The sequence below is a fragment of the Rhodococcus sp. IEGM 1241 genome (assembly GCF_033142365.1).
GTDB lineage: Bacteria > Actinomycetota > Actinomycetes > Mycobacteriales > Mycobacteriaceae > Rhodococcus_F > Rhodococcus_F erythropolis.
In genome coordinates, this window is sequence record NZ_JAWLSE010000001.1 from 1,293,148 (window position 1) to 1,311,732 (window position 18,585).

Sequence of the window (18,585 nt, forward strand, 5' to 3'; positions counted from 1 at the left end):
CTCTTTGCAAAAATTTGTTCTATTGCGGGAGTTGTTGATCGACAGCCAATTCGGCTACTGAAACGACAGTAGGGATCTCGGTAACGTGCGTCTACTGCAAAGATTGCAGTAGATAGTTGCGTATGATGCAACTATGGCGATGGATATGGACCTCAATCTTTTGAGAGTGTTCGACGCTCTGGTGGCGGAGGGCAGTGTCACCGGCGCGGCCGAGCGATTGAACTTGTCGATACCGGCAACCAGTAGGGCTTTGGGGCGTCTCCGGCGTGCGATGGGTGACCCGATCTTTGTTCGTGCCGGGCGTGGGTTGGTACCGACGCCCTTTGCGTTGCGTGCAGCACCTCAGGTCCGATCGCTCCTGGAAGGGGCGCAAGGCCTGTTGATCGACCGCAAGAACTTCGAACCAGCAGAGCTCGAGCGGACTTTCGTGATCCGAATCAACGAGGGCACGGCGGCCAGCCTCACCCCGGCTCTGGTCAGGCGTTTCGCGGCGGAAGCGCCGAACGCTGTAATCCGTTGTATCGGAGAGGGAAACGAGGACGTCGACTCGCTGCGGAACGGTTCGATCGATCTCGATATCGGCGCTGATCCGTTGCCGTCCTCTGATGTGTGCAGTGAGATTCTCTACCGAGAGGGTCATGTGGGCTTGGTATCGAAGTCGTCGCCGTTGGCCCGCACGGCTCAGCCGACACTCGCGCAGTTGTGTGAGCATCCACATGTCTCGACATCCAGACGTGGCCGGACACACGGACCGATCGACGACGCGTTGTCCGCAGTCGGAATGCGCCGGCGGGTGATCGCGGTGGTTGCCTCGCCCGTTGCGGCGGCGCTCATGGCGGCCGACAGCGATCTCGTTGCACTGGTGCCGGAAAGGCTTGCCCGATACTTTGCCGCTCGCCTCGATGTCGCCTGGTTTGCGGTGCCGACCGAACTACCGGCCGTCACCATCCACCAACAGTGGCACGGTCGGCTGGACCACGATCCAGCACACAAATGGCTGCGCGAACAAGTACGTGAGGCAAGCGTCTAGCTGGATTCGGCAGATGTTCTGTACTCTCGCAGTCATGCAACAGCGGAGCACGGGAACGGTGACACGGTCACTGTTGCTGCTTCTGCTGCCGTTCATCGCTCTTCTCGCCGTGCCTCCGCTTGGATCGTCGGGTAGCGCCGCGGTGCTGGGAACTGCGATTGCCGTCTTCGTGGTCGCAGCCCTCGCAACGTCGTCGAAGTACGAACTTCTGCAGCTGTGCGCGGTTTCGGCCACTGGCCCCTCTGATGACGAACGCTGCCTGCGTGGCGCTTTCCGCAGGCAGAGCAGCCCGGACGCGCCCGGCCGTCCACAGCCTCGAGCTCCGGGAATCGGTCTGTAGATCGGCCGTCGGCGGGAGTGAACTCGTCGTAGGTCGGTCAGACGTCTTGCGTCCACGACCATTCCCGCGCTCTCATCTCCTGTGAGCGTGCCTCTCGGTGAGGTTCATTCGTCATGCTCGATTTTGTCTACTACCCCGTGTCCGGAATCCTCTGGTTCTGGCACAAGGTCTTTTCACTGATCTCCGGATCACCCGACAACGGCGTCGTATGGGCGTTGTCGGTCGTATTTCTGGTCTTCACGCTCAAGGCTTTGCTGTTCAAACCCTTCGTCAAGCAGGTCCGCACCCAACTGGTGATGCAGAAGCTGCAACCTCAGATCAAGGCGTTGCAGAAGAAGTATTCGGGTGACCGGCAGAAACTCACTGTCGAGATGGCCAAGCTGCAGAAGGAACACAACTACAGTCCGTTGCTCGGCTGTCTGCCGATGCTCGTTCAGGCACCGGTGTTCATCGGCCTTTATCACGTCCTGCGATCGTTCAATCGGACTGGAGCGGCATCGCACGTCCCGTTTCTGAGCCCGACCGAACCGATGTCGGTGGCGGACAACGCGAATACGGCCAACTACTTCTTCAGTGCCTCGGACGTGCAGTCGTTTCTCGACGCCAAACTGTTCGGCGCGCCGTTGTCTGCCATGATTTCGAGTCCGGCAGCGCAACTGGAAGCGTTCGGCGACGTCAGCCGTATCTCCATCATTCTGGTTGCCGTACCGCTGATGATCTTCGCCGCCGTCGCTACACATTTCACGTCGCGGGCGTCCATCGCGCGCCAAGTGGACACCGGAACCGTCAACCCTCAAACAGCGATCATGAACAAGCTCGCATTGTGGGTGTTTCCGGTGGGTGTGATCGCTTTCGGTGCTTTCGCGCCCGTGGCGATCCTGCTGTATTTCGTGAGTAACAACTGCTGGACGCTGGGACAACAGCATTTGGTCTACGGCCGGATCGCGGCGGAGCAGAAGGAAGCTGAATCGTCGCCCACACCCGGAGTGACTGCGCCCCCGTCGCCCAGGGTGGCTGCAGGACCGCCGCTGCCGGGTGCAAAGCCGATCCGCGCCAAACGCAAGCGATGACCGAAAAGCGACCCCTCCCTACCGGCGGGTAAGGCACGTACGCTGGAATGCATGACCAAATGGACCGCAGAAGACGTAGTCGATCAGACCGGCCGCACATTTGTCGTCACGGGGGCGAACAGCGGACTGGGTGAGGTAGTCGCACGGGCGCTTGGCAAAGCCGGGGCCGACGTCGTCCTCGCCTGTCGTGACACCACGAAGGCCGACGCCGTAGCCGCCGAGATCGGACCCAACGCGGTTGTCCGTAAATTGGACCTCTCGGATCTGTCGTCGGTACGAGCCTTTGCCGACGCAACGGAGAAGGTCGACGTCCTGGTGAACAACGCCGGCGTGATGGCGGTTCCGTTTCGCCGGACTGTCGACGGATTCGAAATGCAGATCGGCACAAACCATCTCGGGCACTTCGCGTTGACCGGATTGCTGAAGGACAAGCTCACCGACCGTGTCGTGACGATGTCCAGTGCCCTGCATCAGCTCGGAACTGTCGATCTGGACGATCTCAATTTCGAGCGTCGGAAGTACAACCGCTGGTTGGCCTACGGGCAGTCCAAGCTTGCCAATTTGTTGTTCACGTACGAACTTCAACGCAGGCTTGCGGCCTCGGGATCTTCGCTCAAAGCGCTTGCTTCGCATCCGGGATACGCGTCGACGAACCTGCAGGGTCACACCGAGTCGATCCAGGACAAGCTGATGGGAATCGGCAATTCGATCTTCGCGCAGTCCGCGGAGATGGGTGCCCTTCCCGAACTGTGGGCGGCAACCGCGCCGGATGCCTTCGGCGGCAGTTACATCGGACCGGACGGTCCGTTCGAGCAGCGAGGTTATCCGAAGGTCGTGGGGTCGAACAAGAAGTCACACGATTCGAAGACAGCCTCGGGCTTGTGGACACTGTCGGAGAAGTTGACCGGAGTCTCGTTCGGGATCTGATTCAGATATGAAGGTGGCCGCGAACTTCGAGAAGTTCGCGGCCACCTTCATATTCGTTCGAGCCAGATGTTGTTCGGGTTACAGCGTGACAACCATCTTGCCGGTGTTCGCGCCGCGCATCAGGTCGATGAACGCTTGCGGTGCATTCTCCAGGCCTTCGACGATGGTCTCGTCCCACTGAATCTTGTTGTCGGCGAGCCACCCTGCCATGTGGGTGCGGAATTCGCCACCGAGGTGACGGTAGCCGCCCACAAGGAATCCGCGCAGTGTGAGCTGCTTGCCGATCACCAGTGCCAGGTTGTGGGGAGCGGTGGGCTTCTCGGTGGTGTTGTACTGAGCGATGGCTCCGCACAGGGCAATCCGGCCACCCTGGTTCATGGCATCGATGGCGGCTTCGAGATGCTCGCCACCGACGTTGTCGAAGTACACGTCGATGCCGTCAGGGGCGGCAGCGGCGAGCAGTTCGGTGATCGGGCCGTCGTGGTAGTCGAATGCCGCATCGAATCCGAGTTCGAGAAGTCGGGCAACCTTCGCCGGTGAACCGGCGCTACCGATTACTCGCTTCGCTCCGAGCAACTTGGCGATCTGACCGACGAGCGATCCGACGGCACCGGCTGCGCCGGAGACGAATACGGTATCGCCTTCCTTGAACTCCGCAACCGCAGTGAGGCCGGCATACGCGGTGAGGCCAGTCATGCCGAGGGCACCCAGGTAGGCCGTCGCCGGCGCGATGGACGTGTCGGCCGGAGTCACTGCGGATCCGTCGAGGATGGCGTATTCACGCCATCCGAGGCCGTGGACGACAACGTCGCCCACAGCGCGATCAGCCGACTTGGATTCGACGACCTCGCCGACAGCACCACCGTCGAGCGGCGCACCGACCTGGAACGGCGGAAGGTAGGACTTCACGTCGTTCATTCGGCCGCGCATGTACGGGTCGACGGAGATGGCGATGTTGCGGACCAGGATCTGGCCGTCTTCGAGTTCGGGGAGTTCTACTTCGGCGGTGGCGAAGTTCTCCGAGGTGGGCCAACCGTTCGGGCGTGAAGCGAGACGGATTTCCCGGCTGACAGTGGTGGTGCTCATTCGTCGTCCTTACTTACTTCGAGGGTGACCTCGATGTTGCCGCGAGTTGCATTGGAGTACGGGCACACCTGGTGCGCCTTCTCCGTCAACTCGACGGCCTGATCATGGGGCAGATGGGGGAGTGAAACCTCCAGTGTCACAGCGAGTCCGAAGCCTCCTGCACCGTTGGGGCCGATGCCGACCCGCGCGCCGACTGCGGAATCAGCCACGTTGGCCTTCTCGGCGCGGGCGACCATCTGCAGAGCGGAGTGGAAGCATGCTGCGTATCCGGCGGCAAAGAGCTGCTCGGGGTTGGTGCCTTCGCCACTGCCACCCATTTCCTTGGGAATGGCGAGGCCGAGATCGAGGCGTCCGTCCGAAGTGCGAGCGTGACCGTTGCGGCCTTCGCCGGTGGCAAGTGCTTCTGCGGTGTAGACGATGTTCATGACTTCTTCTTTCCGTCGGAGTGGGCGTTGGATGCTTGAAGTGACTCACCGAGACGAGTGAGAACGTCTCGGAGTTCGGTGAGTTCGTCGTTACTCAGACCAGTGGCGCCTGCGAGCTTGGCCGGGATGTCCTCGGCCTTGCTGCGCAAGGAGGAACCCGCCTCGGTCAGGTGAATCTCGACGCGACGCTCGTCCGTGGTGAGGCGTCGGCGCTCGATGAATCCCAGACCCTCCAGCCTCTTGAGCAGCGGCGACAGAGTTCCGGTATCGAGATCGAGTGCCTCACAGATCTCACGCACGCCCCGGCCGTCTCGTTCCCAGAGTGTCAACAGGACGAGGTACTGGGGATACGTGATTCCCAGGTCGTCGAGCATTGCCCGGTACGCGGCCGTAGTGGCCCGCGACGCCGAATAGAGGGCGAAGCAGACCTGGCGTTCGAGAGCGAGTGGGTTGGTCACGAGAACAACTGTAGCGCACAGTTAAGTTGTGCACAACAAAGAAGTGTCAAATAGATCTGCGGATGCACAGCCGTCTGGTTACGGCGTCGACAGAATCTCGGATACGCACTCGAGGAAGGTGAGCACTGCCTGGGCCGCGGGTGCCGGAAATCGGGTGCGCACTGCCAGCCCGTCGTGGGTGCGCGAAAACCAGAACTGAACGTCGTCGGCGCTCGACACGCGACTGAGTTGCTGCGGATTGATCGGCGCAGGTTGTGAGTCGCCGGGCCGTGATTCGCGGGGGCGAGATCCACCGGGCATGGTCCGGTAGTCGGCGTAGGACACCGAGAAGATGTCTCGGCGAGTGGGCGAAACCTCGGGTCCCAAGCTCCTCAACACTTGTCTCGACGACACGGACGACAGTGAAAGTGACTCGTGGAAAGCGAGATTGACTGCCCGAGCCGTGCTGTGAAGATCATCCATGCTCGTCACGGTGATGGGTGCATTGGCCACCAGCCAGCCGAAGGTGTGGTTGTGCCGCGGTTCCCGACGCGTGTGAACAGGGAACAGAAGGCGTGTGTCTCTCTTGTCGGTCAATTGTGTTGTGGCCAAACCGATCGACGCAAGAATCGCACCGAACGACGAGTGTCGATGATCGGCGCAGTTCTGGTCGAACAGCTCTGCTTCGTCGGCGTCGAGGAGCATTCGGGTGTCTGTGCCCTGGGGCGACATGGTCCCGGCGGGCAGCCCCAGATCTACGGGAAAATGGGGAGTGTCACCCCCGCAAGATCGAAGGAAAGACCGCCACCCCGAAATGCGGTGGTCGCCGGGCTCTGGATCCGCGGTTGCCGATTCACGGAAGCAGTAGTTGAGGAAACTCCCGGGCTCGGGCAAGAGATCCGACGCGATCGGATTACGGTCCGCCCGCGTGTATTCACGATACAGAGTGCTGATCTCGGTAATTGCGATGCTCAAGGACCAGCCGTCGCAGATGGCATGGTCGAATCCGCAGATCACTGTCGACTGGTCCTCGCGGGTGATGGCCCCGAGAAAGTAGGCGGGAAACGCAAAAGGATTGCACCATCGATCCAAGCGCTCGCCCAGGAGTTCTCGCACCTGTTCCGGCGTTCGCGCGTCCGCCACTGTTTCCTCACGGAGGCGCAGATCGACGACATCGGCGACGTCGACGAACAGCGCCGAGGATTCATCCGCTTCTTCGGCCTGGGAGAACGAGCACGACAGGGCGTCGTGACGGGACGTCCATTCCTCGAAGCTGGCCCGGAGTGCGTCCGTGTCGATCGGGCCGGGAACGTCGAAAGTGGCAGCGAGCCAAGTCGTATCGCCGCGGCTCCCGGCAAGATGCAGCTGCTGATTCGAGGTCGGAGGAACCGGATATGTCGATCCGGTGGAGATTTCGCTCGGCGTCCACTGCAGGATGCGGCCCGGCCGTGCCTCGAACCTGTCGAGAAAGGTGATGTGCATCAGGCGGTCTCCACTTCCTGACGTGCATCCGCCTGACGAACGACACGGTAGTCGCCGGTATCGGCGACCGTTCTCAGGACGTTGCGGAGGTGTCGAAGGTACCGATCCACCGATGTGTGCGCTTGCTCGGTATCGGGAAAACTGACCATCACGTACGTACGGTCTTCCTTCCGGTTGATCCACATCGACAGATCACCCGTCGTTCCTGGCCCACCGAGTGCGCGCGCTTCGAGTTCGTCGTGGTGCTCGGCACCTGGAATCAGGCGCATGTCGATGTACGACACCATCGGCGGGACCGAGGTTCCGCCGATGTCGGATCCGGTCAACTTCGACACCTGGGCGATCACCGAGTGAATGGACACGTCCGCGAGTCCCTTCACGGCTGCGCGAGCAGCGTGAGCAAGGGGGAGTGCATCGGTGAAGGTGGTGACACCACTCAGCGTGAACGAGACCGGGACGAGATTGATGAACCAGCCTTGAGAAAACAGGTATCTCGGATCGGAACGAGTACCGACTGCGTTGAGCGCGAAGTAGTTCGCTCTGTCAGCAACTTCGATCTCGGTGAGGGCGAGGGCTGCGAAGATCCCCGTGGAGAATCCGACGCCATTGGACTTGCACAGCGCTGCGAACGCGGCTGACTCGTCGCTGTCGAGAACGTCGATATGTGTGCGGGTCGACCGGGTCTGTTCGCCCTGCGCGACGCCGAGGTCGAGGGGGAATTTCGGGAGTTGTCCGGCGTTGGCGGCGAGAATCGAAATCCATTGCTGCACAGGTTCTGCGGCTAGGTCAAGGTTCTTCGCCGCTGCCCGTTCTTCGCCGCTGTACTCGACGTAGCTACCGGGAGAGGGAAGTTGAGCGTCGATGCCGGCGCTTTCGGCGATGTACAGCGCACGAAGTTCTTCGACGCCCAGCATCAGCGACAGGCCGTCGGTGTGCGAGTGATCGACGCCGTAGTAGATGGTGAAACCGGCGCCGGTGCCGTGCTCGACGGCGCCACTGGTGAACGAAGGCCATTGCAGTGGGCTGGTATCGCCTGCGAAACTTCGGCTGACATGCTCGCGAACCGCATCGGTCGTGTTCAGGGAACCGACGCTGTGCGGCGCGAGTTCGATCGTCGATTCATCCACCACGTGACGGTCGATGACCCCGCTGCCGCCAGGATCTTCGGATGGTCTCACCTCGAACCAACTGTGAAGTGTGTTGTGCCGCAAGACAAATGTCTGGACAGCCCGACGCAGTGCCTCCCGATCGAGATCACCGGGCAGAGTGAACGTGAATCCGATCCACGGTGACCAGTCGACGCCTTGTGCGCGCTTGTGATCGGCGGTACGAATGTGTCCCTCTTGGAGGAACGAGAGAGGTTGGTCGCTCAGCGGTGCTCGAGATGCTGCCGTCAGGGACTGCTCAGTAGGCCTGAACTCGGTGAGCGTCCCGGCTTTCGGTGCCCAGAGATCGATGGGTGTCATTTCCATGAGAGTTCTCCTCGATCGGTGCAGCGGTATTGATCGGTACAGCGGTGTTGATCGGTACAGCGGTGTTGGTCGGAGGTGTGCATGTGTCGGTCGAGAAGGCAAAGTCCTCCATTTCGCGGCGTAGGAGTCCCGCGAACTGATGGATGTGGCGGCTTGTGCGCGCGTTGCCTGGGTGGCGTATGGCCAGATTGAGCCCTTCGGGAGTCCGTGTGAGCCAGATGTAGACGTCGGTTCCCGAATGATCGCGACTACGAAGGCCTCTGGTCTGCCAGCTCGTCCATTGCTCGGCACCAGGAACGTGACGAACGTCCATGTACGAGAGCACGAACGGCAGGTGCTGCGGGGAGTCGATCAGCTCGCACACTTTCGAGTACGGCAGGGCCGCTGCGGGGCGGACGCGTCGCATCTCCGTGCCGGCAACCTTGGCCAGATCGCTCACGGTTGCTGCGGGAGCAATCGGGATCCTCACCGGCACAACACCGATGAACCATCCCAGCGACGCGGCCCATCGAAGCTCCGAACGGGTGTGTTGCGGCACCACGACGCGGAATTCGTCTGCACCGGTGAGATCACCGGTCACCTTGGCCGCGCACGCGAGTATCGCGGCCAGGAATCCTTGGTTGCTGCGCTTGCTCGCTTCTGCCAGGCGTTCGGCTCCCCGGGCGCTCAGAAGCCAGGCGGACAGGCTCTGCTGAGGGCCTCGGCGTCCGGCGACCGGTTCGGGCAGCGCTGGAAAGAGCGGAGCCTCGCCCTGCGCGTAGAACTCGCGCCACGTCTGCACCGCCGGGTGAGAGCAGTCCGCGTGTCCCACGAGATCTCGTTCCCTGGTGCCGAAGTCGATGTAGCTTCCGGTCTCCGGCGGCGAGGGAGGGCTTCCCTCGCTCGACGAACGGTAGATCGTCTGCAGTTCGTGCGCGGTCAACGCCACCGAATATCCGTCCAGCAGAGCATGATCAGCGGCAAAGACCACGGTGAAATGGTTGGGACCTTCAATTGTCGCGAACTGGTACGCAGGCCACACAAGTGGATCGGTCGACCGGTCGAGCAGTTGCTGCAGATGCGTGAAGACGGACATCGAGGACGCAAGATGTCCGACTTCGTTACCCAGAATTCGGACATCTCCAGGACCCGCGGTGCGTCGGACTATCGCTTCGCCCTCCATGGCGACTCGTGTTCGGAGCACTTCGTGGCGATCGATCCAATGATCGAGAGTGGCCGCCCAGATCCTTCGGTCGAGTCGGTCGTGGATACGAAACGAGGTACCCAGCCACGACGGAGTGCATCCGTCGTTGTGATGGTGCGCCTGCCGTTTCGCCTGCTCGGCATGTTTCAAGTGTGCCTCGTGTATGTAGCTGGCGGGACGCTGGTCGACAGGCCACAGTTCGGGCGGATTCACTGCGGCAGGAGTCCACTCGGTGACGGTCCCAGGAGGTAGGGGATAGTCGGCAAGTTCCGTGAATTCCATTGGGAAACCTGATCTCTCGAGATGGCGAAAGGTGGGGATCGTGAACGGGGCGGATGTTTGTAACCGAGAGTGACAGATGATTAGTCAAGGCAAGTAGAACGCGACCTGAGGCTCCGCGCAACTGCTTCGGTCCGGGATGTGACGAGGAACATTCTGCTCGTTATTTCGGACAATTCGAATACTGGACATCCGGTTTACTGCCCTGGTCACCTGTCAGTTGATCGATCAATCACTCTGGGGTGAAACAAATTTCAACAGACCGTTGTGAACTCCGTCGGACGGCGAAGAATGTGCGCATGCGAATGTCGGAATATGTTTGTGTGTAGCAATTTTCGTAAGGGTTTGACTGTATCTCTTTTAATTGCAACAGGGTTCGTGTACAGCCGTCGTGCCCGTTCGGCGCGCGGATTGTTCACCGAGTATTGACATGCTCGGCATCTGCCGGTCGTATGCAGACGGTATTTGTAAGCGATGACTGATCCGATGGAATACGACCTGGTTGTGATCGGCTCCGGCCCGGGTGGTCAGAAGGCTGCCATCGCGGCGGCCAAGCTGGGTAAACGGGTAGCGATGGTCGAGAAGGGCAACATGCTCGGGGGAGTGTGCGTCAACACCGGCACCATTCCGTCGAAGACGTTGCGCGAGGCGGTTCTCTACCTCACCGGGATGAACCAACGCGAACTGTACGGCGCGAGTTACCGCGTCAAGGAGAACATCACTCCGGCCGACCTGCTGGCGCGAACTCAGCATGTCATCACCAAAGAAATCGAAGTCGTGCGATCTCAGCTCCTGCGCAACCGCGTCGAATTGTTGGTAGGGGTCGGCTCGTTCGTCGACGAGCACACCATCCTTGTCGAGGACGCCTCGCGCGGAGACAAGATGACGATCACGGCGAAATTCGTTGTGATCGCGACCGGAACGTTGCCTGCCCGCCCGGCGGGGGTGTCCTTCGACAGTCACCGGGTGCTCGACTCCGACGGAATCCTCGATCTGACCTCCATCCCGACCACCATGGTCGTGGTGGGCGCGGGAGTGATCGGTATCGAGTACGCGTCGATGTTCGCGGCACTCGGCACCAAGGTCACCGTCGTCGAGAAGAGAACGTCGATGCTGGACTTCTGTGACCCCGAGGTCATCGAATCGCTTCGGTTCCATTTACGCGATCTGGCGGTCACTTTCCGATTCGGTGAAGAAGTGACGGCCGTCGACGTCGGAGCGAACGGAACACTTACGACGCTGCGCAGCGGCAAGCAGATTCCCGCCGAGACCGTGATGTACTCGGCGGGACGGCAAGGCCTCACAGCGCCACTCGCGCTGGAGAACGCCGGGCTCGAAGCCGACGAACGTGGCCGCATCTACGTCGACGACAATTTCCGCACCAAGGTCGAACACATCTACGCCGTCGGTGACGTCATCGGCTTCCCGGCGTTGGCGGCGACGTCGATGGATCAAGGTCGACTCGCGGCCTACCACGCCTTCGACGAACCAGGCGCGAAGCTGATGGATCTGCAGCCGATCGGCATCTACTCGATTCCCGAGGTGTCGTACGTAGGCGCCACCGAGGTCGATCTGACCAAGGAATCGGTGCCGTACGAGGTCGGGGTTTCCCGATACCGTGAACTCGCGCGCGGGCAGATCGCAGGCGACACCTACGGGATGCTCAAGATCCTGGTGTCGACGGATGACCTGAAACTGCTCGGCGTTCATATCTTCGGCTCGGGTGCAACGGATCTCGTGCATATCGGCCAAGCGGTGATGGGGTGCGGCGGGACCGTCGAATACCTTGTCGACGCCGTCTTCAACTATCCGACACTGTCCGAGGCGTACAAGGTGGCGGCGCTCGACGTCATGAACAAGATCAGGGCTCTCAAGCAATTCCACTAGGGGGCGGGGTGTCCCCAGGTACCGGTCAGGGTCGGTCGGTGTACTTCTCGGGTAGCACTTGTTCGAATACCTGAGGGTGATGTCAGGCCTGGGAAAATAGGGCAGGGTCTATCTCTATGACCATTGCCCATGAACTTCGTGTGGAATTTCGATGCTGATCGGACTGATTGCCGCGATCGTGGCGTGCGTCGGATACGGCGTGGCGTCGGTGTTGCAGGCGTACGGCGCGCGCAAGTCGGCAGCGGCCGCCGAGCAGCGAGGCGAGGCCGGACACGTGACGGCGACGGGTGGCCCGACCTTGCGTTCGACGTTCGCCGCAGCGCTGACGGCGTCGTTCATCCTGGGCACCGTGCTCGATGCGGTCGGATTCGCCGGTAGTGCCATCTCCGCGCGGCTCATTCCACTGTTCTTGTCGCAGACAGTGGTCAGTGCCAATCTCGTCATCACGGCAGTGCTGGGGACCGTGGTCCTGGGCATCCAGTTGCATCGTCGCGACTGGTTCGCGATCGCCGCGGTGATCGGATCGCTCCTGCTGCTCGGTTTGTCTTCGGGTCACGCGGGCGGCGGGAGTTCCAACGACGTCGTCCACTGGGGTGTCCTGGTGGGCTCGGCGTTGATCTTGTCGATCGGTATCGGTTTGATCCGATGGTTGGGCTCACGCGCAGCAGTTGTCGCCGGGTTGATCTCCGGTGTGTTGTTCGGCTGTCTGGCCATTGCCGTACGCGTGGTCTACGGAATCGATCCGTTCGAAATCGGCACGATGCTCCGCGATCCGGCCGGCTGGGCAATCCTCGTCTCGGGCCTGGGTGGTTTCTATCTGCACACGGTGGCGTTGCAACTGGGATCCGTCAACGGAGCGACAGCGGCACTGGTTGTCGGCGAGACGGTCGTTCCGGGAATCGTCGGCGTCGTGGTGCTCGGCGACGCGTCGCGACCGGGCCTGGAATGGCTTGCCATCGTCGGATTCGTCGGAGCGATCGCGGGCGCCGTCGCCGTGGCCGTCTTCGGCGCGGCGAGCCACGAGGGGAAACCTGCCGAAGAAGTGACCGTCTGATTCGAAAACCACAGCCCATCGAAAACTGGAACGCGAACACGACCACAGACGTGTTAAAAAGACACTTCAAGTCGATGGCGGAGGGTCAATGGTGCACGAGGGCCAAGCGAAGCACGAGGCAGAAGCCATCGCCGGCAACCGGTCGAATTGGGACGATCGCGCCGAGGTGCATGTGCGCTCCGAAATGTATGACGTCGGAGGGTTTCTCGCCGACAGAGCGGCCATTTCCAGAGTCGTGCAGAACGATCTGTCGAGTCTGTCTACGCATCTGCCGGCGTCGGGAGTGCGGGATCGCTCGCTCCTGCACTTGCAGTGTCACATTGGTATCGACACCATTTCCTGGGCGCGCCTTGGTGCGGTGGAGGTGCACGGGCTCGATCTTTCGCCCAACTCTCTGCGCCACGCAGCGCGTATCGCGAAGGCCGACGACCGCGAGATCACCTGGGTGGAAGGTGATGCGCGATTCGCCTCGACGCTGATCGACCGACGTTTCGACACGATCGTCACCAGCGCCGGGACAATCGTCTGGTTGCCGGAACTCGCCCACTGGGCCCAGTCGATCCACGACCTCCTCGAGCCGGGTGGGGTGTTTCAGATCCGGGACGATCATCCGATCCTCGGCGCAATGGCATTCGAGCCGTGGATGATCACCGACGACTACCTCTCCGGAGGCGGCATGCGATCGTACGAAGACTCGGCGACCTATACCGGGAACTCCGACGGACAGATAGCGCACACCGCCAACCACGAATGGCGCCACGACTTAGGCGAGGTCATTGGTTCCTTGCTGGATGTGGGTCTTCATATCGAATCAGTTTCGGAACTTCCCTACATGGACTGGCCGGCCTTCCCCGAACTCGTTCCATGCGCCAACGGATGGACTCTGCCGAGCCACTCTCCGCGGATCCCTTTGAACTTCGCCATCGTCGCCAGGCGAAATCAGCGAAGTGAGTGAGCAGAGCCGATCCCTTGGGAGACTTCGAATAATTCCTGGAGTGGCGTGGCCGTATTTCGTGCATGATCGTCGGATGGCTTTGTCCCGGTTGTTGCCTGCCAACTCGCCCCTATCGCAAGTCGGCGCGTCGAGTGTCGTGTGTCCAGGGATCGAGTGAATCGTAGTTCTTTCAAGCTAATACTTTTGGTGGATAGTGCTTTTCGCTCGAACTCTGCTCGGCGTTGTTGCAACCGTTCGACGAATTTGCAATATCAGGTTCGAGTGAACTTGCGTCGCTGTTCGGTCGGTCCAGCGGTAACGGAAACCGCATTTTCGCAGATAGTTCTAATGCACGACCGATGCCTCGCATACGTTGTGCGGTCAGAGGCACCGGGTCGTAGACCGGAGGAAAGTAATGAGCAGCTTGGATATTCAACGTTGGTCGAACGACTTCACTGCGCTGACCAAAGTCATTTCGGAAGGCATCGAGCAGTTTGTTCTCCGGTTCATTTCCAGCTGAAGTGATCTGAGCTCGCTGCCTGGCAAGGAGTTATTGATCTCCACCGCGGTTCGGAGGCCGAATCGTGATGAAGCAGAGGTTCTTACGGGGTCTGGGAGGCCTGGGCGGGGGCGAGCAGGTAGGAGAACACGTACGTAACTGCGGCGATGACCGCCAGTACGATCAAGGACGTCGGGAACCCTGCGGCATCTCGCACCGGGGCACCTGAAGCGGTGACGGCCGCCATGAACACTCCGATTACCAACAATGTCACCGCCAAGGCCGAGCACGCAGCGAACCGATGCTTCCAGCAGCAGACTGTGCGCGCCGGCCATGTGTGGCTTGTTCTCAGGGCGCAGCGCCCGCCTGCAACAGCGCTCGAGCCAACAATCAGCCCGACCAGCGCTCCGATGAAAGCGGGTATGAACAGTCCTACCCAGGACCAGGCTCCATCGCCGACTATCGGGATCATCACGGCGACACCTGTGACCGCGCCTGTGAGTGCAGCCAGACTCAGTTCCTTGTCGACCCAGCTCATGGAACAACTAGAACACAGGCGCGATCCCGAGGCTGTGGAGTATTTCGGATTCAGGGGCTGAAGAACTCGAGTCGACGGTGCAGCCGTGCGATCGACGGGTCCCCGATCGTGCGCCTGCCATCGGTACGAGCTTGGCTCGGAGTCATCCCGTAGAAGTCTTTGAACGCGCGCGCCAATTGGGATTTCGAGGTGAAGCCACATCGCAGGGCCAACGCGTCGGTCGTTTCGTTCGACATCTCGGCTCTGGTCAACTCGCGGTAGACGAGTTCGAGGCGCTTGCGCCGTATGACAAGAGCAATTCCGCCGTCGGATGCGAATGCGCGGTAGAGCTGTGCTCGGGAGACCGACAATGCTGCGCACATGCTCGTCGGGCCGAGCCAGGTCTCCGAGAGATGCTCGGCGATGTAGGCGTACGCACGATCGCGGAGAGAGTGATCGGGCCGCGGCGACAGATCAGGTTCGGCGATACCCAAACTGACACGAAGGAGGGAAGCGACGACGTCCTCGTAGCCGGCCGTAGCATCGGGATCGAGATGCGGTAGCGCGAGTACGACCGATTGCATGCACTGAGCGAGCACGACGGCAGGAACTCCGCGCAGTACCGTCCCGTGTAGAGAACGACCCTTCGACTCCGCTTCGACGAGGGAGCGCGGTGCCAGGAGTGTGATGGTGCGTCCGGTCGCCTCGGTTTCGACGTCAGCAGTCCAGGTTCGCCCGAGGTCGAAGAACGCGATGTCCCCAGGGCGGGCGACAAAATCCACTCCGTCGGCGTCACCACTGACCTGTCCGCCGAGAACGACCTGGATCATGTACTGATCGTCGAGTCCGCTCTCGGCGATCACAACTTTGCTGCGGTGGTACTTCTGCGCGTTGAAGGTCGTTTCACCGATCAGCGAGGTCCCGATAGGCAGGGCGAAGATCGAGCCTTGGAGGGGCGTGTCGGCGCCTATCGGCTCGGTGACGAAGAACGGACGCGTGACGACACGCCAGAAGTCGTTGGCGTCCGCAGGGTCCACCGATCGAGTCGACACGCGAATGCGGGCGGAATTCATCGGCACGCGGGCATGATATGTCAGATCCCGCAGGTCGCAGTCACTCTCCCGCAAATAAATGTCAATAGTGACCGAGCCCACATAATGAGACAAATCGGGCGTATTTGTGAGACGGCCAGTGCTCGCGTGTCGCGGTGATTCTGTCTATGTTGTTCGTTATGGGTGGACAGGTTGGGAGTTCGATGCTCGAACGAAATCTCGAGTTCGGCGGGGATCGACTGCTCGTTTGTCGGCCATCATGACATCCACTTCGAATCGGTCGCAGCTATCTCGAGCAAAGCGAAATCCTCGAGGAAGGGGCACGCTGCAAAGACGGCTCGCCGGGCGTGGAGCCACGGCGATTCGTCCTCGTCTGCTCGGGTTGATGGAACGCTCGGCGGGATTGACGGTCATCGATTCGCCGCGTGGGTTCGGGAAGACGGACCTCGCCGCGTTGTGGCTCACGACTCTCGGGCACATGCCCATCAGACCAGTTGTCTGGGTGCCGGCGCCATCGAATCGGATGACCCCCCTCGAGTACTGGAACACTGCGCTCGCAGTGATTCAAGATTCTCTGGAATCACTCGAGGCCCCGCCACGAATGCGCGAGGATCCGGTGGGGGCAATCGAATCACTACTCGACTCGTCGCCCACTCCATTCGTGTTGGTGTTCAACCGCATCGACCTCGTTGAGGGTGACGAGGTGGGACGCCGAATCGTGGATCTGATCGTGCGGCTTCCCGGATTGAAAGTAATCGTCACGCTGCAGGATCGGTCTGCAACGGACTTACTCGAGGACGTCCGCGTGGACGAGTACCTGTGCGCGAACGACCTCAGGTACACGCTCGACGAGTCCACAGTTCTGTTCGCGGAGGCAGGGATCCACCTTCCCTCGGGCATCGTCCATTCGATCTGCGAGCGTGTTGCCGGCGTTCCTGTGCTGATGAAGGTTGCTCTGAGTGCGGTTGCGGGGCTGAGTGAACCGAGTCGTGGGCGCGAACGCGTTCAGCAGCGAGTGGACCAAGCGATCCACGCGTACGTCAGTCGGACCGCTCCTCGATCGGGCAAGTCGCTCGAGTTGTTCGACTTCGCGACTACGATCGCCGCCGCCCGCACCGTCACACCAGAGATCGCTCGTGTCTTGTCCGACGATCTTGACGTGGAGGGCAAACTGGACTTGCTCGAGTCTTTCGGTCTGATCTTTCGGGACGGTCCCGAGGGAGAAGCATCCTGGTACTTTGCGCCGTCAGTTCGACTGGCATTCATGCAGATACGGACCGAACAAGGGGATGGATTCGACGATCCCTTCCAGGTTCTCGTCGATCACGCTCTCGGGACTTCGGATATAGCCGGTGCCGTTCACTACGCCTTGGACGGACGCCATTGGACCAGGGTGCTCGACATACTCGAGCGTCACTGGGCCGATCTTCTGGTCGATCACACCGGATTGGTCCGGACTGCGTTGCAATCCATACCCGGCGACGTACTCAGTTCGAACTCTTCGATTCTGGTGGGCCGTGACCTGCTCGAATCACGCCTACGGCCGCAGTTGGTCAACGGCGATTCGTTGCCGACGGAACCGGCGGAATTGCGTGCGATAGGTGGTAGTTCGCATGCGCACAGCTTGTTGAACGTCGGGACGGTCCAATCGGTTGTGCTGAGAACATCCGGTAAGTACCAACGCTCTACCGAGATCACGCGCAAGTTGGCTCACGTCGTGTACGGACTCGGTGACGAGTCGTTGGGCGCGTTGGGGTCTCAACTGCCCGCCCTGCGCCTGATCTGGGGTGTTTCGCATCAACTGACCGGTGACCTCGGTGATGCCGCGGTGGAATTGCGACTCGCCTATCAGGGTGCGATGGAACACGGTCCGGAGTTCGTCCTGCGGCACGCCGCTGGCAATGCCGCGCTCAACTCCGCGCTGATCGGGGACGTCGCGCACGCGACAGACTGGCTTCACCTCGAAAGCACACACCCGGACGTTTCGGGATGGTTGGGACCGCCCTCGCATATGGGGGGAGCGATCGCGCGGGCACTGGTGGCGTGCGATCGCGTGGACCTGAATGCCGGCGCTGCCGCGATGGACGCGCTCGCCGAGATCACACCGCCGGGCGACCTGTGGGCGTTCGCGGCCTACACTTACACCAGATTCGCACTGCTGCAATCGGATCCGTTCTCGGGGCTGATTTCGCTCCAGCGCGCAGTGGCAACGCACGGGCACGTGAATCCGTGTGAACGATCACTCGGTGACGCACTTCTCGCCGCGGCGCGTATCGATCTTCTGTTGGCGTCCGGGGAGGGTACCAAGGCGCTGGAGGAATCAGTCGCTGCGTCACATACGTTTGCTGTTGTCACGGTTTCTGTCGCTCGTGCGCATCTCCTGACGGGGGCTCCGTCACAGGCATTGGAATTGTGTCGCGAAATCGACTGGAGCGAGCAGTATCTCACGAGGTTTCGGCTCGAGTCCCTGCTGATCGAATGCGCTGCGCTGTGCGAACTGGGGAGAATCCCCGCTGCCGCCAGTCCGTGGGAGGAGGCTCGCGGACTGCTCGAAACCTCAGGTGTCCTGTCGGCGCTGGCGACCATACCGCGTGATCTGATCAGGCAACTGGAAGAGCGGGCCGAGGGCCCGAGCAGTGCCGTCGCAACCTTTCTCGAATCCGAAGTGCCGCAGATGTATCCGGCGGCTATCGTTCAAGTCCAATTGACGAAGCGGGAGATGGACGTTCTCGTGGAACTGGGTCTCGGCATTCCGATCGGCGAGATAGCGCGAAAGTTGTTCGTATCCAACAACACATTGAAGAGTCACCTGCGAGCCCTGTATCGCAAACTCGGTGCGCATTCCCGCGAAGAGGCCGTCGCGGCAGCGCACCGACACAACCTCCTCGGCAGTGGGCAGGACTGATCGACG

Annotated in this window: 16 protein-coding genes; 8 read left to right on the top strand and 8 right to left on the bottom strand. The window is 61.0% G+C overall.

Going from position 1 to position 18,585, the window contains the following annotated elements; genetic code table 11:
* The first annotated feature begins 133 nt into the window (after positions 1-133).
* The 4 genes from R4P70_RS06250 (at position 134) to R4P70_RS06265 (ending at position 3,367) form a co-directional block, all read left to right on the top strand.
* Positions 134-1,030: a LysR family transcriptional regulator gene (locus R4P70_RS06250; protein ID WP_029256090.1), complete on the top strand. Its 897-nt coding sequence runs from the start codon at positions 134-136 to the stop codon at positions 1,028-1,030.
* Between the two features lie 34 nt (positions 1,031-1,064).
* The gene (locus R4P70_RS06255; RefSeq protein WP_029256089.1) at positions 1,065-1,370 is read left to right on the top strand and encodes a DUF6412 domain-containing protein; all 306 of its coding nucleotides are present in this window, start codon (positions 1,065-1,067) and stop codon (positions 1,368-1,370) included.
* Between the two features lie 113 nt (positions 1,371-1,483).
* Complete coding sequence (gene yidC, locus R4P70_RS06260; RefSeq protein WP_283567784.1) at positions 1,484-2,440, top strand: membrane protein insertase YidC; 957 nt, start codon at positions 1,484-1,486, stop codon at positions 2,438-2,440.
* 51 nt (positions 2,441-2,491) lie between these two features.
* Positions 2,492-3,367, top strand: a complete 876-nt coding sequence (locus R4P70_RS06265; RefSeq protein ID WP_020970568.1) for an oxidoreductase — start codon at positions 2,492-2,494, stop codon at positions 3,365-3,367.
* A 78-nt stretch (positions 3,368-3,445) separates the two neighbouring features.
* On the opposite strand, the gene R4P70_RS06270 is transcribed toward R4P70_RS06265, so the two are convergent.
* The 6 genes from R4P70_RS06270 to R4P70_RS06295 form a co-directional block, all read right to left on the bottom strand.
* Positions 3,446-4,453 carry an NADP-dependent oxidoreductase gene (locus R4P70_RS06270; RefSeq protein ID WP_019745038.1) on the bottom strand — a complete coding sequence of 336 codons (1,008 nt, stop codon included), beginning with the start codon at positions 4,451-4,453 and terminating at the stop codon, positions 3,446-3,448.
* Complete coding sequence (locus tag R4P70_RS06275; RefSeq protein ID WP_003939720.1) at positions 4,450-4,878, bottom strand: organic hydroperoxide resistance protein; 429 nt, start codon at positions 4,876-4,878, stop codon at positions 4,450-4,452. Before R4P70_RS06275 ends, R4P70_RS06270 begins: the two co-directional genes overlap by 4 nt.
* The gene (locus tag R4P70_RS06280) at positions 4,875-5,336 is read right to left on the bottom strand and encodes a MarR family winged helix-turn-helix transcriptional regulator (RefSeq protein WP_269576978.1); all 462 of its coding nucleotides are present in this window, start codon (positions 5,334-5,336) and stop codon (positions 4,875-4,877) included. Before R4P70_RS06280 ends, R4P70_RS06275 begins: the two co-directional genes overlap by 4 nt.
* A gap of 78 nt (positions 5,337-5,414) precedes the next feature.
* Complete coding sequence (locus tag R4P70_RS06285) at positions 5,415-6,797, bottom strand: condensation domain-containing protein (RefSeq protein WP_317830541.1); 1,383 nt, start codon at positions 6,795-6,797, stop codon at positions 5,415-5,417.
* Positions 6,797-8,269, bottom strand: coding sequence for a condensation domain-containing protein (locus tag R4P70_RS06290; protein WP_283567786.1), 1,473 nt, complete (start codon positions 8,267-8,269; stop codon positions 6,797-6,799). The genes R4P70_RS06285 and R4P70_RS06290 overlap by 1 nt, the downstream gene beginning before the upstream one ends.
* Positions 8,202-9,734: a condensation domain-containing protein gene (locus R4P70_RS06295; protein ID WP_113682455.1), complete on the bottom strand. Its 1,533-nt coding sequence runs from the start codon at positions 9,732-9,734 to the stop codon at positions 8,202-8,204. Before R4P70_RS06295 ends, R4P70_RS06290 begins: the two co-directional genes overlap by 68 nt.
* 471 nt (positions 9,735-10,205) lie before the next feature.
* On the opposite strand from R4P70_RS06295, the gene sthA reads away from it, so the two are divergent.
* The 3 genes from sthA (at position 10,206) to R4P70_RS06310 (ending at position 13,627) form a co-directional block, all read left to right on the top strand.
* On the top strand, positions 10,206-11,618 hold the full coding sequence (sthA, locus tag R4P70_RS06300; protein WP_007733953.1) for a Si-specific NAD(P)(+) transhydrogenase: 1,413 nt from the start codon (positions 10,206-10,208) through the stop codon (positions 11,616-11,618).
* A gap of 151 nt (positions 11,619-11,769) precedes the next feature.
* A complete protein-coding gene (locus R4P70_RS06305) occupies positions 11,770-12,672 on the top strand; it encodes a hypothetical protein (protein ID WP_019745033.1) in 903 nt (300 codons plus the stop codon).
* Positions 12,673-12,760: 88 nt separating this feature from the next.
* On the top strand, positions 12,761-13,627 hold the full coding sequence (locus R4P70_RS06310; RefSeq protein WP_308371115.1) for a class I SAM-dependent methyltransferase: 867 nt from the start codon (positions 12,761-12,763) through the stop codon (positions 13,625-13,627).
* Positions 13,628-14,208: 581 nt separating this feature from the next.
* Here the strand turns inward: R4P70_RS06310 and R4P70_RS06315 are convergent.
* Both R4P70_RS06315 and R4P70_RS06320 read right to left on the bottom strand, forming a co-directional pair.
* Complete coding sequence (locus R4P70_RS06315; protein ID WP_317830542.1) at positions 14,209-14,643, bottom strand: hypothetical protein; 435 nt, start codon at positions 14,641-14,643, stop codon at positions 14,209-14,211.
* 50 nt (positions 14,644-14,693) lie between these two features.
* Complete coding sequence (locus R4P70_RS06320; RefSeq protein ID WP_317830740.1) at positions 14,694-15,695, bottom strand: helix-turn-helix domain-containing protein; 1,002 nt, start codon at positions 15,693-15,695, stop codon at positions 14,694-14,696.
* Between the two features lie 364 nt (positions 15,696-16,059).
* Here R4P70_RS06320 and R4P70_RS06325 point away from each other — a divergent pair, with 364 nt between their 5' ends.
* A complete protein-coding gene (locus tag R4P70_RS06325; protein ID WP_317830543.1) occupies positions 16,060-18,579 on the top strand; it encodes a helix-turn-helix transcriptional regulator in 2,520 nt (839 codons plus the stop codon).
* Positions 18,580-18,585: the final 6 nt, after the last annotated feature.